The sequence below is a fragment of the Enterococcus sp. JNUCC 77 genome (assembly GCF_054819945.1).
The window spans coordinates 426,741-442,782 of record NZ_JBTHIG010000002.1 but is presented as its reverse complement, the minus strand read 5'-3'; the positions used below and the strand labels follow the sequence as shown (position 1 = coordinate 442,782).

The following is a 16,042-nucleotide window of genomic DNA, read 5'->3' as shown; positions in this document are numbered from 1 at the left end:
ATGACCAATAGTCAGATTTTTAGTGGATTAACTAATTTAACTACATTGAAAATTGGCGGTAATTCTTTTGATAACTTTGATGGTATTAGTGGTTTGACTGACTTAACTACTTTGGCAGTTAACGATAGTAAACTCAGTGATCTCGATATTCTTAACGATTTTCCAAACTTGAAATCTTTGGATATTAGTAACAATCAATTAAGTGATATTAGCAAGGTTAGTGATCTGAAAAACTTAACCACCTTGAATGCAGACAAGAATCAAATCAAAGATATCACCAGTATTGACCAAATGAGTAATCTAAAAGATGCCACTTTAGATGATCAATCATTGCAACCACCTTACCCACGTTTTTGGAAGGATGGCGATCAGTTTAAAGCGACGATTGATTATTTGAAGATGAATGTCTCTAATGGTGTTACTTTTACAGCCGACACAGATAACGCTAGTGGTGTATCAGTAAAAACTGAGGGAAACAATATTATTGCTACCAGTGGAAGCAAAGTAAGTCTTGATGGACAAACAATTTCTTTTAAACGAACTGGTAAGGGAATTTCTTTCAGTGGGACGCTCGAGTATAGTGAAGCTACTTTATCCGAAGGTCGACCAAATGATGGATCAAATGGTGATTATGATATCGATGCAGATTTTGCGGAGGCTATAAGAAAAGGAACTAGTTATATAGTGACAAGTGACCTCACTCCTTGGAGTGGCAGGGAGAAAGAAGCCAATACACTAACCAGAGAAGACATGGAAGCAATCACAGCGCTCGCTGTTAATGACTTGGGACTAGATTCGGTGAAAGGGCTCAACTTTGCTAAAAATTTAGAGCATTATACTGGCGTTAATAATAACTTGACCAATCTGGATGATTTCAGGGAAAACAGTAACTTAACTTTTATTTATATTGTCCGGAATAAGATTGCTGACATCACTGGAATACCATTCAAAGATGGAACGATAGATGCATCGGCACAAATCATTAGTATGGACTTTCCTGATTTTAAAAAGCAAAGTGATGGAACATACAAAGCGACCATTGATCTGTTGAAAATACCAAATATGAGCTCGTCACCATGGACGAGTGAACAATATATACTTAGTGATATGAATGAAGATAGTCCAGTTACAGCATCGAAAGAAGCAGGTTCAAATAAGTTAGTCTTAACTTCAGCTACTTTTCCAAAATTGGATCAAATATATCTTGAATTTTTATGGCGAGGTCCCAATAGAACCTTTGCGGGTGCTATCAACATTGAATCTGAAGAGTTTTTAACAGAAGGTAGTCCTGGCGATATAGAGCCCTATGATATTGATGCTACATTAGCCCAAGCTCTAAGAAGCGGCGAAGCTGAGGTGACAACAGTCAGTAGTAATCCTTGGAGTGGTAAAGATAAACCAGCTGATCGAATTAGTAAACGAGATATGGCTGATATTTTATCCATCAAAGCAGTGAATCAAAACCTTGTTTCACTATATGGGATTGAACATGCGACGAATCTTCAAACAATCAATGTCAACCAGAATAAGTTAACCAGTCTGAATGAATTAAAGTCAAATGCAGAATTAACAGCTATCGATGCAAATGAAAATCAGATTAATGATATCTCTGTTATTGGAGGTTTGACTAAATTGACGACAGTTAATGCAAAGGACCAAGCGTTTACGGTGGATTATTATCCGACCTTTACAGCAGATGGTGCTAATTATAAGACAACGGTTGATCCTTTGAAGATGCCGACAGGTTATTCAGTCGAGTCGGCGAAAATAGTTGATGAGACACAAAACAAAAAAGCCACAATCAAACCAAATGGCGCCGCAATCGATGTCACCGGCCTAATGCGATCAATCTTAAATGGTCACCAGCTTAACTTTTCTGTAACACAGCCTATGAACCCTGCAGTCAGCTTTAATGGAAATATTAGCTTTGCTGCGTATGCAGGGACGAAACTGATAGAGGGTTCAGAAAACTCAGGACACGGTTTCGATTTGCATACAAACTTAGCTGCTAGGTTAAGAGACAAAAAAATAAATGGCGTTACAATCGCAGGGGGTGGTGAATGGGTCGGTAAAGAAAAAGCTCGAAATCAAATCACCGATCTCGACATGGAAGAGTTGATCGGGATATATATCCGTCCGAGCAACATGAGTTCTCTAAAAGGTATCGAATATGCAACAAATATAACTTCATTAAGTGCATATCAGAACGCTATCACAGATGTTAATTTGACAAAAAATATCAAATTAACAAGCTTAAATATAGGGTATAATTCCTTAACATCAATTGACCTGACACAGAATACGGCATTAACAGCGTTGGACATTTCTATTAATAGTCTACAAAGTATTGATCTTAGTAAGAATACTGAATTAATATCGTTTCATGGGCAATCTAATTCTAGCCTCAAAACGATTGATTTCAGCGAGAATACGAAACTTACCACAATCAATACGGGGAGTACCGGACTAACAGAAATTGATCTCTCGATGTTGCCGGTTTTAGCTGATGTAAGGGTGTACTTATGTGAAAACTTAGAAAAAATGACTTTTGGTACAGGAAACGCAAAGGCAATGACGACATTGTTTTGCCGTAGCAACCCGAAAATTACCGAAGTTGAAGGAATCAATTTTTTGACAAACCTGACAACATTGCAGTTCTACGCCAATAATATCAGCGATATCGATTCTTTAAGTGACTTGACGAACCTTACCACATTGAATATCTCTCAGAATCAAATCAGTGATATTTCTAGTCTAAGTGGGATGACAGAATTAACATCCCTAAATGTAAGTAACAACAAAATCAGTGATATCAGTAGTCTAAGTGGCAAACCTAAGTTAACAACTTTGAATGCCAGTAATCAACAGATCCAAGTTGACATTCCAAGGTTTGATCTTAGTAAAGGTACAGGGATCGTCGATGTGCTGACGACAACCAACGGTACTGGATTGACTGCAAATTTGGTGGCAAGTGATCTTGAAGGTGCAACTGTAACAAATACTGCAGACAGTGATGATATCACCATTGGCGGTGTAGCGGCACGAGATTTTGCAGGGCAAAGTATTACATTTGAATACGCTGATGCAAGTTTAGGTGAAGGTGCGACTACTGCAGATACTAAGACATTTGACGGAACGATTACTTTTAATGAGTATACCGGTCGGAAACTTATCGAAGGCGTTCCTGACGCGAGTGGTAATGAAGACTACGATCTTAATAAGATTTTAGCAGACAGATTAAGAAAAAATAGCGGTGATTGGACAACAAACACTGGTTTATGGAGCGGCACAAATAAACCGACAAATGAAATCACTGACCTTGATATGGAGGAATTGATCGCAATTACTGTTGCAGGTGGATCTGGCTCAGCTAGAGGTAATTTAACATCAATAAAAGGTGTGAACTTTGCGACAAATATTACTTCCTTGAACGCGCGTTATCACAGGATTACTAAAGTAGATCTGACTAAGAATACGAAGCTGAGTAATGTGGTTCTTCGCCAAAATCAATTGAAAACGATTGATCTTAGCAACAATACAGATTTAACACGTTTAGAAATTGATAACAATCAGTTAGAGGTTCTGGATGTCAGTAACAACAAAGAATTGACTGAGCTGATTATTCATGTCAATAAAATCAGTGATATCAGTAGCTTTAAGAACTTGACCAAGTTAGTTAGCTTGAATGCCCATGAAAATCAAATTTCAGACTTTAGTAGTTTAAGTGAATTGACAATGTTAAATTACTTGAATATTAATACCAATCAAGTCCGTGAGGTCCCTAGTCTTGAAAAGCTGACTAGCTTAACAACATTGACATTAAGGAATAATCAAATCCGTGATCTTACAAACATTGAAGCTTTGAAAAATATGACAAATTCAAAACTGATGAGTGCTGATTTAACAAATCAAACATTCAAGTTAGCTTACCCGACTTTTACTGAGGTAGAGGGCAAATATACGACGGCAATCGATCACTTGAAGATGACTGACTCGTCGACATTAAGTGCAACTATCGCAGATTCGGATGCAGAGATTACTTATGATGCCAGCCAGATTATCGTAACTGGCTCGTCACGATCGGTTCTAAATGGTAAAACGATTAGTTTTGAACGGAATACCACCGGAATAACCTTCACTGGGACGATTGACTTTGAGGAGTATGCTGGGACAGCGCTTAGAGAGGGTCCGACAGACCTATATCCTACTGATTATGATCTTGATACCAATTTAGGTGACTTACTAAGTAAAGAGAAGAATCCTTGGAATAAAGCCAATGTGACGAATCTGGGAAATGCTTGGAGTGGTCTAAAAAAAGGTAAACACGAAATAACGGATCTGGATATGGAACAATTGACTTTGATTAATGGTGCTGGAGTTAGTTCAAACTATGGAAACCTTACTTCTTTGAAAGGCATTAACTACGCCATAAATTTGAAAAAATTGAATGTGGATCGTAATCAACTTACAGATGTAGATGTTACGAAAAACCTTGTGCTAGATGAAATTACTTTAATTTACAATCGATTAGAAACAATTGATGTGACTCAGAATAAAGCATTGTCGATGCTTTTGATGAGTGATAACAAAATCCAAGGGACGATTGATACTAGTCAAAATGAGAATTTAACCATCTTAAATGTCTATAATCAAACAGATGAAAAACTAGAAGGCAAGAATAATCTGACATCACTTGATTTAGATAATAATAAGAAGCTGGAAGAACTGAATGTCGGGAATAACCCTAATCTCAAAAAGGTTAATTTAAATAATAAAGATAATTTTGGTCGTCTAGTCATCTATAACACAGGTCTGACCGAGTTAGATTTAAGTAATACACCTAATTTGACCTGTTTAAATGCAAGCAACAACCAAATTAGTGATATTAGCGGCTTCAATAAATTAACGAAATTAACAACAATGAACGTCAGTAATCAAAAACTGACAAGTTCTATTCCACTAATTGATGGGACCAAAAAAGCAGAAGTCGATCTATTAAAAACAACTGCTGGAAGTACTTTGACTACCTCAAGAAATAGCACGAACTTGATTACGCCAGAAGCAGAATATGGTTCTGTTGGTGATAAAGCAGTGCTATCAAATGTAACAAGAAGTAGTCTAAGCGGAAAATCTTATAATTTTAGTTACAGCAATCTGCAAGAAGGTGCTACATCAGGTACGAAATCATTTAATGGTACAGTCACTTTTGATAAGGCTAGTAATACCAATCAAACTTTAGAAGCAGATAAGACGAAAGCTGAGATTGGAGAAACAGTTGGATTTAGTTGGAATGTCTATAGTATCGGTGACATAGATGCGAAGGATGTTCAAGCTAAGCTTGATTTACCAGAAGGATTAGCAGTGGATGCAGAGAGTATTAGTATCACAAATGGTACTGCTATTACGCCTCCGGCAGACTTTAATAATGAAATAAGTATCGGCGATATTGTTAAGGGAGCTTCGGCGACAATTACCTTTAACGCTACTGTCCAAGATACCGAAGTCTTAAAATGGTTAACGACGACTGGAACAGTGACATGGGCGGATACAACGGGTGATGCAACAAGATTCACTAGTACCGCCACCACAAAAGTCCAAGTCAAAGACGACCAACAAAGTTATACACCAAGTAATGAAGGTTTAGCGATTACTTCGGTGCCAGCTGGTTTCAATTTTGGTTATCGCTCAAGATCGGATAAAGAAGCTTTATATCCTTTGAGAGAATCTGATTATCAGTCCAATACGAAAGTACCGCAAAATGGTTTCTATGTGCGGGTGCAAAATAATCAGTCAACGAACAGCGGCTGGTCATTATCAGCAAGTCTTTCAAACTTTAATAATCAACAAGGGATCATGCCATTTGGTAATGGTACAAGTTTGAACTTTAGCAGTATGTCAATCAAAAATGTACTTCAGCCAGATACAGAAGACGAGATATTTAATGACTCTCCGACTGGTATACCAAGTACTGTAGGTACAACTGAATTAGCTTCTGGAGGTTCGCCTCAGCAACTGATCTCGGCAGAACAGGCACAAGGAGCTGGTACTTGGCAACTTCAAATCCCATTTAATGGTGTTGAATTACAATTACCACCAAATGCCGGAAAGACTGGAGAAAAATACAATGCAACGGTGAGCTGGTCCTTGGACAATACGCCGTAGAAAGGATGAGAGTATGACAATCTCGATATGGATCGCAATCTTTGGTGGACTGGGAATGGTCAGTCTCATCAGCTTCATGTTTTTCTTTATTAAAGATAGTCGCCTGAGAGTGGAACAACAAAAAAATCCTCTCACACTGTTAGTTGATGGTGGACTATTATGTGTAGCGTTGCTGGCAGTGATCGCGGCAGTCTTGTTGTATCTCAACTGGCAAGACCAATTAAATCAATTTATTAGTTAAAAAAAGGGCTGTGGGTCATCTACTCACAGCCCGTTACATAAAAAATGACAAGCGGGTGATTAGGAATGTGTAGGGTATTATTTTTAACTAAAAGTATCTCAGTAGAAATCGAATTAGAAGAAAAAATCAGACATCTGGGTCATGAAGTTTTATGCAGCACGACTCTTTTAAATACAATCAAAAAACATGCTTTACCAAAAAGTTTCCTCGAAACTTTCCAAATAGTAATCCTGAGTGAAACGTTGACCAATCAAGAAACTAAGGTGATCTTGGAAGATATTGGCTTAAGCTCTTTAGGCATCATCCAATTAAAAGATGGCCCGTTAACAGAAGATGATCATCAAGAAAAAAAAGTGACCTATATGTCCCCAAGAGTTTCCTTAACCGAATTGAGAGAAGCCCTTAGTCACTATGATTCACCAGAAAAAATGGGACGTTATGCGGAAACTTTAGAAGATGTCGTAGATCGTCTAGGTTTAAGTAAAAGAGAAAGAACCCTATTGAACATATTAGCAGATACGCCGGGCACTCCTTTTTCACGGGCAGACTTATGTCAGAAAATCTGGAATAAAGAACTCAGCCTGTCTACCAAATGCCAACTATCTAATCTGGTAAAAAGAATCAAGGATAAACTAGAAGAAAATGAGCTGGATCATCTCAAGATTATGACGGTTCGGAATGTCGGGTATATGTTGAAAGTGGCTTAAAGGTAAGAATAAATAGGGGAATACTTTGACGTGACGACTAAATTACACCAATATTTTGAATTTTTGAAAGAATATGAGACAAAAATGTCAAAGAAAAATATTCCAGCGAGGTTGATATCGACTCTTTGGAATATTTTTTGTTATTTATATTGAAATTAAAGATAACATAAACTGTTTGTTCGTAAAAAATAAAATTTGATAAAAGTTTCCTTTTTATTATATGTATAAGCGCGTTAACTAATTGTTTATTATAATAAAAAACAAAAACATGATTTTTTTGTAAAAAAATTAGATATTTTTTGTAATTTTATGATATTATTATTGTGTAACGAAGCAACTAGAAAAATTCTGGGAGGAGAATAAAAAAATGAATAAAGAAAATGGGCAGCGGTATCGAAAGATCAAGTGGAACAAGCAATTAGTCAGTGTCGCAACTGGGGTCATCTTATTGACGTCGTTTGGTTTAGGATCAGTGGAATCTTTTGCAGCTGAAAACACCACCAAAGCGACTATCGGAGAAACATTGTTGAACTACCAGTCATTGGTGGTGGGAGCGGCGATTAAAGTAGACGAAAATGAATATACAGTGACCGAAGGAAGCGAAATACAAGAGGTAATTGATGATTACACAACCGTAGGTGCTACGACGCCTACGACTATTACGTTAAAGAATAATGTAACGATTTCTTCACAGATTAACATTGCAGGTAAAAATATTATTATTCAGTCTGAAGAGGGCGAAGATTATGAGATTAGTCTTGGTTTTATTGGAGGGAAAGTGATTAATCTTACCGACTCCAGAAACAATAATACTCAAGGGAAACTTAGTTTAAAAAATGTAACAATAGATGGAGAAAAAGAAACATATACTTCAAGCCAATCATTAATTACGGTCTCTAATTCAACTTTAAATTTAGAAGAGAATAGTACAGTGAAGGACGGAAATGGTGGAGTAAATGGACAGGCAATAGCCGCATCTAACAAGTCAATTGTAAATGTGAATGAAGAAAGTACTATTAGTGGGAATAAGACTACAGCTCATGGTGGTGCCATCTATGCGACCTCTGGTTCAAAAATTTCAGTAGCTGGAACTATTGAGAATAATGAAGCGGCTAGAGGTGGCGGGATATATAGTACCGGATCAGGGGCTAATAATTCATCTGTTATAGTGGGAAGTACGGGAGTTATAAAAAATAATGAAACGACAAATACTACTACCGGATATGGAGGTGGTGGTATCTATGCAGCAAGCGGCTCAGATGTTGTAATAGATGGTGGTGATATGAACGGAAATGAGTCCGCACTACATGGAGGTGCAATCTATGCTTCGGGAACAGACACAAATCCTACGACCCTTAGCATTAAAGGCTCAAATACACATATAGCTTCCAACAATGCAAAGGAGGGTACCGGAAACGGAGGTGCTATTTATGCTTCAGGTTATACAGACGTTTCAATGGAAGAGGGGACAATCGAGCAGAATAGTGCAGTTAATGGAGGCGCTATCTATGCAGCTAATGGTGCAGATATCAATATTGTTGGTGGAACCATTGAAGGAAACACCGTGACTGGGAACGGAGGAGCCATCTATTCTGTAGGAACAGCTGGAAACAATGCAACGACCTCCATTGATGAGCCAAACGATAATACCACGCTTATTGATAATAACCAGGCAAATAGTGCAAACGGTACTGGTGGTGCTTTTTATGTTGGCAACAATTCAACAGTGACGTTAACGGCAGGGACTGTCAGCAATAACCAAGCAGAGAATACTAGTACTGATGGTACTGGTGGCGCTGTGCGTGTTGGTCATACTGGAGGCACCTTTAATATGGATGGAGGCGTATTACTTAATAATACGTCAGATGCTGGGAATGCGGTGAGTGCCATAAGCGGCGGTACTCTTGGTATTCGTTCAGGTGTGATTTACGGAGAGCGTGATGGAGCATTAGATGTTAACTACTTAAATGACGGCGGAAATTTTTCCGGTAATGCGATCCTAATTGCTAAAAATTGTAATGATACCCTCTTTAACAAAGATACAGATGAGGCATTATTACGACAAGGTGCAAATCAACTGATTACTCCATCTATCTCATGGGATCGACAAGATGATATTTCAGGAATTGCATACACTAATGGTGATAACCAAGGTTTCTTTCCTATTAAAGGTGTAGACGTTAGAATTCCTATTGAGTCGGCACTATTATCATTGGATTCGACTGGCATGGGCGACTTGATTTATGATGGAGAGGGACATGAGGTTACATCAACTAATATTACAGGCTATAACGATGAAGAATTTGGAGAGATTGTAGATAATGGAATCACCTATGCACCAGTAGCTGAGCAAAAGGATCCAGAGGCATTTAGTTCTACAGAGCCTATTGATGTCGGTGAATACGCGGTAAAAATCAAGACTGATGATACAGGAAGTAAGTATCAAGCATTTGAAGAGATTATAGGAACCTTTATAATTTCTAGTCAAAAAGTTACACCAACAATTAGTAGCCCTATAGTTGATGTAGATGAATCTGTGAATCCAACGATCACTTATACAGGTGAAAAAAATGGCTCTATTTTAGCATCTGCTATTTATCAATCAGAACCAACCTTACAGTACAAGGATGTTTCTGCGGGTGTTAGTCCTAGTTATACAGCAGGTGAAAAAGATATCACTGTTTTAGAAAAAGGGACATATCATAATAATAACTATGTTGTTGACTTTACAGACGTTAAAGGGGAACTAACTGTCAATAAAATCGATCTAAGTTCTGCAACAGGTGAGCTAAGTTATCCATATGCTAAAAATGTTGAATATAATGGGGTTGAACAAGGAATTTCTGCGCCAACAATTACAGGAGATGACGGAAATCTAGCCGACTATGGAACAATATCAGTCGAATATACAAATGTACCAAGTTCAGCAGAAAAGGGACCTTATGATTATGAGGATACTTTGCCAAAAGATGCTGGCAAATACAAAATAAAAATTACTGTCGGTGAAGAGGGTAGAAAATATAAAGGAGCATCTACAAAAGATTTAGATTACGCCATCACTCAAAAAGCCGTACAAGCAACTATTGGTGATATAAGTGTTCCTGTGGGGACAGATCTGAGCACGGTTCAACAACCAGCAATTACTTACAAAGACTTTGTAGAAGGTGAAACTGAGCAGTCAGTCTTTGCTGAGATTGGTAAGCCAACAGTGAGCTATGTTACTGGAGCAACAAATAAAAAAGGTACCTCAAGTATCTCGATCAATCAAGCAAATACTGGAAAACCGAAAAATTATGATATTAACTACACATCTGGCACATTAACTGTTACCGCCTTGAACTTCCCAACAAGTGCTTTGACGTATAATATCCCAGAAAATGCGGAATACAATGGCACAGCTCAAGGAATTGAGAATGTCAGTATTGCCGATTATAGTGAAGCAGAGTTTGGCGCAATCACAGTAACCTATGCTGCCGAAGGTTCAGAAAGTTATACGACAGAAGCACCGATCCAGGCGGGCGCATACAAGGCGAAAATTTCTGTAGCAGGTGGAGACAAATATCCGACCTACGAAGCAAATGAGACTTATACCATTGCCAAAAAAGCGGTGAAAGTAAGAGCCGCCGATGTAGTGGTCGATCAAAATGGGCATTTACCAGCAGAGATTGATATAAACTATTCTGGTTTTATTGACGGGCAAAGTGCTGATACAGCCTTCGTTGGTGGAGAAAAACCAAGAGCTACTTATGGTTCAAATAGTGGAACAGCTGGTGAGTTCCCAATCACCATTACACCAGGGAATCTTACTGTCGAAGCAGATACCAATTACACGATTAACTATGTAGATGGAAAATTAACTGTCAATGCAGTTGAACAACCAATACCAGATCCAGACCCAGAACCAACACCTGATCCAGAACCAACACCATCAGAAGAACGAGTGCCGGTTTACCGTCTGTATAATAGAAATAATGGTGAGCATATCTTCACTAGCTCAAGAGCAGAGGCAGATTGGTTAAGGGATCAAGGCTTACAAGATGAAGGCACTAGCTGGCATGGTAGCGACGCAGCAACTGGCGTACCAGTCTACCGTCTGTATAATGCTAACTCAGGTGAACATTTCTACACAGTTGACCGAGGGGAATATGACTTTGTCGGAAATTCTGGTTGGACGAAAGAGGGCGTATCCTTCTATGCATCAGAAGAAGAAAATGTACCAGTTTATCGTCTATATAATCCAAATGCGACAGATGCAGGGTCACATCACTTCACAGTCGAAAGAAGTGAAAATGTTCATTTAGTAAGTGTCGGCTGGATCTCAGAAGCAATCGGATTTTACGGAAAATAAAGATAAAAGGAACTCCTGATTATTTTACGATGATCAGGAGTTTTTTTGTTTAGAAAAAAAGATGCTATTTGCTCATTTGGGTTGAAAAGTTCGGAGTGTTTATTTTTTGGAGTTCATTAAAAAATCTGTGGAGTATAAAAAGTAATTGGAGAGAATATTGGAGATAAGATAAATAGATTTTCGAGAAAACCGAGACGTATTATCGATTATGAAAAGTAAAAGAATATTTTCTTATATTAATCATCAATTATTTTGAATTTTTTTTACGAGTCTATGGAGAGGGTCGTTTTTTTTGTTATTTAGGAATTTCCAATTCCCCAAAAAAACGTACAAAAATAACTAAAAATAGAAAATTTTTTGTTAATAAAAACCGGTTGATAACAACCGTTCGTTAGTTATCTGTTAATTATAATAAAACGTAAAAAAATTTATGAAATGTGACAAATTTGCTTTGTTTTTGTTTTTTAATATGTTATTCTTATTATTGTAACGAAGCAACTATTCATTTTTTTTTAGGAGGAGAAGTTTTATGAAGAAGACTGTATTACTTAGTCTTGGAGCAGTAATAGGTTTGGGTCTAGCAATTTACGGAGGGACTAATGCTGATGCAGCTAATCTTGAATTATTCCGTCTGTATAACCCAAACACTGGTGAACATTTTTATACAGAGAGTGCAGATGAAAGAGATTGGTTAGATGATCAAGGTTGGATTCCCGAAGATGGTGGTTGGGCTACACCTACAGAAGGTGATATTGTTTATCGTCTGTATAATCCGAATGCGAGTGATCATCACTACACTACGGATGAAGGTGAATATGCAAACTTAAAAGCAGAAGGCTGGACACAAGAAGGAAAAGCTTTCTTTAGCTCAACTGATAAATCAGTACCTGTATATCGTAGCTACAATCCTAACGCAGTATCAGGTGCACATATGTTTACTACATCATCTATTGAGCATGATTGGTTAACAACTGATCAAGGTTGGACAAATGAAGCAGTTTCATTCTACGCAGCACCAGCAATTGATAAAGCAGCGTTAAACACTGCGTTAACAGATGCACGAGCTTTAAATGCTGCAGATTACGATGAAACAACATTCGCAGCTTTACAAGAAGCGATCACAGCGGCAGCAGCAGTGGCTGACAATGCTGACGCAACACAATTACAAGTAAATGCACAAGTAACAGCATTAAATGAAGCTGTTGCCGCATTGGTACCAAACTTAACTGACTTAAATGCAGCAATCGAAGCAGCTGGCAATTATGATGAAGCTGATATCACTGCTGATAGCTATGCTGATTTAGAAGAAGCTGTCAAAGCAGCAGAAGACTTTGTAAAAGATGCAGCTGGTAAAACACCTGCTGAAGCACAAGAAGTTTTAGCTGACTTAAATGCAGCATTAGCTGGTTTAGCAGCAAATACTTCTGCTTTAAACGAAGTAATTACAGAAGCTGATGAAGTATCAACAGATGGCTACTCTGAAGAATCTATTGCAACATTCAATGAAGCTTTAGCAACTGCTAATGCCATCACTGCTGATTCTTCTGTTGAAGAAGTTACTGCAGCAAGAACTGGTTTACGTGCAGCAATCGACGGTTTATCTGTTGACATGACTGCTTTATCAGCAGCAATCGAAGTAGCAACAGCATTCGATGCAGATGATATTACAGAAGCTAGCTATGCAGCAATGGCTACAGCATTAGAAACTGCTAATGGTTATGTAAACGAACCAGCAGGCGTGACACCAACACAAGTTGCAGAAGCAATTACTGCTTTAGAAGAAGCAGCTACTGGATTGGTGAAAGATACTACTGCTTTAGATGCGCAAGTAGAAGCTTATAAGGAGTTAGCTCCTGACGCAGATGATTACTCAATTTACAGTTATAGTGTAGCCGACACTGCAAATACTGCCGCTGCTGCTCTTGATACAGATGCTGCTACAATCGCTGAAATTACAGCAGCAAGAGTTGCATTACGTGATGCTATGGCTAACCTAGTAAGTACTGAAGATTTGAATGCTGCAATTACCGCAGGGAAAGCAATTGCTAATACTAATGATATGTATACGCCAGAATCTTATAATAAGTTACAATTAGCTATTTCTGAAGGAGAATCATTCAAATATAGAACAAACAACTATACAAACGAAGAAGTAGCTGCTGCAACACAAGTTATTACTGATGCTATTGATAATTTAGCAACTAACAAAGCAGCGTTAAATACAGCAATTGCTACTGCTCAAGGTTTAAATGCAACTGATTATACATCAACGACAGCATTTACAGATGCACTTTCACTAGCAGTTACTGTTGCAGGTAGTGCTGATAGTACACCTGCGTCTGTTACTACAGCATTGACAGGATTAAATACTGCAATGGAGGCTTTAGTATTAAATAAAGCTGCATTAGGTGAATTGATGACTCCTGCTGATACAATTAATACTGGTGTAACAGCTTCAGCATATGTAGCTGATTCTGTTGCTAATTACGCTACAATCTATGCTGCAGCGCAAACTGCTAATACTGATACTAATACAGGAGCACCAGCGATTAATAGTTTAACAACAGCAAGAATGAACTTAGAAGCTGCGATGGCTCAAGTAGTACCAGTTACGACTGCGTTAGAAACTCGCATCACTTTTGCAGGAACACTTGCTGGAAGCACTGCCGATATTACTACCGCTTCGAATGCAACTTTAACTGAAGCTGTGAATGCTGGAAATGATCTTGTAAATGCACCATTAGGAAAACTTCATACGGAAGTAACTGATGCAGTTGATTCTATTAATGCAGCGATTGTAGGTTTGCAAGTAAACACACTTCCTACTGTTACAGCTATTGCAAATTACAGTGTTGCAAATGAAGGTGGTCAAGGAAGTTATACAAATGATTCTTGGAATGCGATGCAATCAGCACATACTCGCACAACTAATGCAAGAGATGCCATGACTAATGCCACAGCAGCAGATGCTAGAGTAGCCGCTTTTATCGAATTAACAGCTGCAAGAACAGAATTACAAGCTACAATTGATGGTTTAACAACTGCTTAGTAAAAGAAGTAACAACAGTATTTAAACTAAACATCCCCCATTTCCATAAATTTTTGCCCTGAAAAGGCACATTTCCAGAAAGGACAATAATAAACTCTCCCTTGTCCCTATTCCTGTCCTTCTGGGGTGTGCCTGAAAAAGAGACGCTACGGCGTTTCTTTTTTTTTCGAAAAATATGTCTTCCGAAAGATATCTACTCGTCCTAAAAATTGGTGAGTAAGATTCTGATACGCAAACTGGCTGGATAAAAGAAGGTGTGGCTTTTTAAATAGCAAGGCATATCAATTTTTAGGATGCTTAATCTGAATTCACAAGAAACCGGCTTTGATCATTATCGGTTGAATAGTGCAGATAACTCTTGGTGGGTTGCACAGGGTTGGAGAGACAATGACCATTAATAATTCATATATCTGGGTTCTTATTTTGAATGAACGAATGAGTTTAAAAGACTGAAACGCCGGCGTTTTACGAAGGTTTCAGTATTACAAATGATGAAAAATATGTTAATATAATCATGCAAATGAGATTGCATCATTCATACACAAAACCCCAGCCTAATGGGATAGGCTGGGGTTTATTTTTCACTTAAACCAAGCGTGTGGGTTGAGAAACGGCAGCTGATTATTGGTCATCTGAATCACTCAACCAGTGATTAACTAATTGTAAAACTAGTCCCACAAAAAGTGGCGCGATGATTAACGAGATTAATTTCTCCTTGATTTCACCTCCTGATGAGGCGGGTTGCCGTAAATAATATACGTAGTTTGAAGCTTATAATTTTTGTCTGGCGAGATGAATACATGAATGGTTAAAGAGGCTATAGACGTTGAAACGCCGGCGTTTTACGAAGGTTTCAGTTTTACAATTGATAAAAAATATGTTAATATAATTGTGCAAATGAGATTGCATCATTCATACACAAAACCCCAGCCTATCCTACTAGGCTGGGGTTTATTTTTCACTTAAACTAAGCGTGTGGGTTGAGAAAAGGCAGCTGACTATTGGTCATCTGAATCACTCAACCAGTGATTAACTAATTGTAAAACTAGTCCCACAAAAAGTGGCGCGATGATTAATGAGATTAACTCATTCATACTTTCACCTCCTACTGAGGCAAGCTGCCATATATAATATACGCAGTTTGAAGCTTATAATTTTTGTCTGGCGAGATGAAAAAGCCCAGTGACCTAAGGGGCTATAAACGTTGAAACGCCAACGTTTTACGAAGATAAAACATTTACAAATGATGAAAAATATGTTAATGTATCTGTACAAACGAGATTAAGTTTTCCATACACAAAACCCCAGCCTAGTGTGATAGGCTGGGGTTTATTTTTCGCTTAAATTAAGCGTGTGGGTTGAAGAATGGCAACCGGTTATTTTTCATCGTGATCATTCAACCAATGATCAGCTAGTCGAAGTACTAGACCCACAAAAAGTGGCGCGATGATTAACGAGATTAATTTCTCCATGATTTCATCTCCTGATGAGGCGGGTTGCCATAAATAATATATGCAGTTTGTAGCTTATAATTT

The 16,042-nt window shown here is 38.0% G+C and carries 8 protein-coding genes; 5 read left to right on the top strand and 3 right to left on the bottom strand.

Going from position 1 to position 16,042, the window contains the following annotated elements; all coding sequences use genetic code 11:
• The 5 genes from ACVWNY_RS15165 (at position 1) to ACVWNY_RS15145 (ending at position 14,507) form a co-directional block, all read left to right on the top strand.
• On the top strand, positions 1 to 6,162 hold the full coding sequence (locus tag ACVWNY_RS15165; RefSeq protein ID WP_454072320.1) for a leucine-rich repeat domain-containing protein: 6,162 nt from the start codon (positions 1 to 3) through the stop codon (positions 6,160 to 6,162).
• 13 nt (positions 6,163 to 6,175) lie between these two features.
• Positions 6,176 to 6,403, top strand: a complete 228-nt coding sequence (locus tag ACVWNY_RS15160) for a hypothetical protein (RefSeq protein WP_454072319.1) — start codon at positions 6,176 to 6,178, stop codon at positions 6,401 to 6,403.
• Between the two features lie 65 nt (positions 6,404 to 6,468).
• Positions 6,469 to 7,110, top strand: coding sequence for a winged helix-turn-helix domain-containing protein (locus ACVWNY_RS15155; RefSeq protein ID WP_454072318.1), 642 nt, complete (start codon positions 6,469 to 6,471; stop codon positions 7,108 to 7,110).
• Between the two features lie 367 nt (positions 7,111 to 7,477).
• On the top strand, positions 7,478 to 11,458 hold the full coding sequence (locus tag ACVWNY_RS15150; RefSeq protein ID WP_454072317.1) for a hypothetical protein: 3,981 nt from the start codon (positions 7,478 to 7,480) through the stop codon (positions 11,456 to 11,458).
• 529 nt (positions 11,459 to 11,987) lie between these two features.
• Positions 11,988 to 14,507, top strand: a complete 2,520-nt coding sequence (locus ACVWNY_RS15145; RefSeq protein ID WP_454072316.1) for a hypothetical protein — start codon at positions 11,988 to 11,990, stop codon at positions 14,505 to 14,507.
• 621 nt (positions 14,508 to 15,128) lie between these two features.
• Here the strand turns inward: ACVWNY_RS15145 and ACVWNY_RS15140 are convergent.
• From ACVWNY_RS15140 to ACVWNY_RS15130, 3 genes are all read right to left on the bottom strand, one after another.
• Positions 15,129 to 15,212, bottom strand: coding sequence for a type I toxin-antitoxin system Fst family toxin (locus ACVWNY_RS15140; protein ID WP_490338466.1), 84 nt, complete (start codon positions 15,210 to 15,212; stop codon positions 15,129 to 15,131).
• 293 nt (positions 15,213 to 15,505) lie between these two features.
• The gene (locus tag ACVWNY_RS15135) at positions 15,506 to 15,601 is read right to left on the bottom strand and encodes a type I toxin-antitoxin system Fst family toxin (RefSeq protein WP_218327482.1); all 96 of its coding nucleotides are present in this window, start codon (positions 15,599 to 15,601) and stop codon (positions 15,506 to 15,508) included.
• A 282-nt stretch (positions 15,602 to 15,883) separates the two neighbouring features.
• The gene (locus ACVWNY_RS15130) at positions 15,884 to 15,979 is read right to left on the bottom strand and encodes a type I toxin-antitoxin system Fst family toxin (RefSeq protein ID WP_218327481.1); all 96 of its coding nucleotides are present in this window, start codon (positions 15,977 to 15,979) and stop codon (positions 15,884 to 15,886) included.
• Positions 15,980 to 16,042: the final 63 nt, after the last annotated feature.

What these genes read in the sequence shown, in the direction of transcription:
- ACVWNY_RS15165 (WP_454072320.1), top strand. Translation starts at nt 1, where the DNA reads ATGACCAATAGTCAGATTTTTAGTGGATTAACTAATTTAACTACATTG.
- ACVWNY_RS15160 (WP_454072319.1), top strand. Translation starts at nt 6,176, where the DNA reads ATGACAATCTCGATATGGATCGCAATCTTTGGTGGACTGGGAATGGTC.
- ACVWNY_RS15155 (WP_454072318.1), top strand. Translation starts at nt 6,469, where the DNA reads ATGTGTAGGGTATTATTTTTAACTAAAAGTATCTCAGTAGAAATCGAA.
- ACVWNY_RS15150 (WP_454072317.1), top strand. Translation starts at nt 7,478, where the DNA reads ATGAATAAAGAAAATGGGCAGCGGTATCGAAAGATCAAGTGGAACAAG.
- ACVWNY_RS15145 (WP_454072316.1), top strand. Translation starts at nt 11,988, where the DNA reads ATGAAGAAGACTGTATTACTTAGTCTTGGAGCAGTAATAGGTTTGGGT.
- ACVWNY_RS15135 (WP_218327482.1), bottom strand. Translation starts at nt 15,601, where the DNA reads ATGAATGAGTTAATCTCATTAATCATCGCGCCACTTTTTGTGGGACTA.
- ACVWNY_RS15130 (WP_218327481.1), bottom strand. Translation starts at nt 15,979, where the DNA reads ATGGAGAAATTAATCTCGTTAATCATCGCGCCACTTTTTGTGGGTCTA.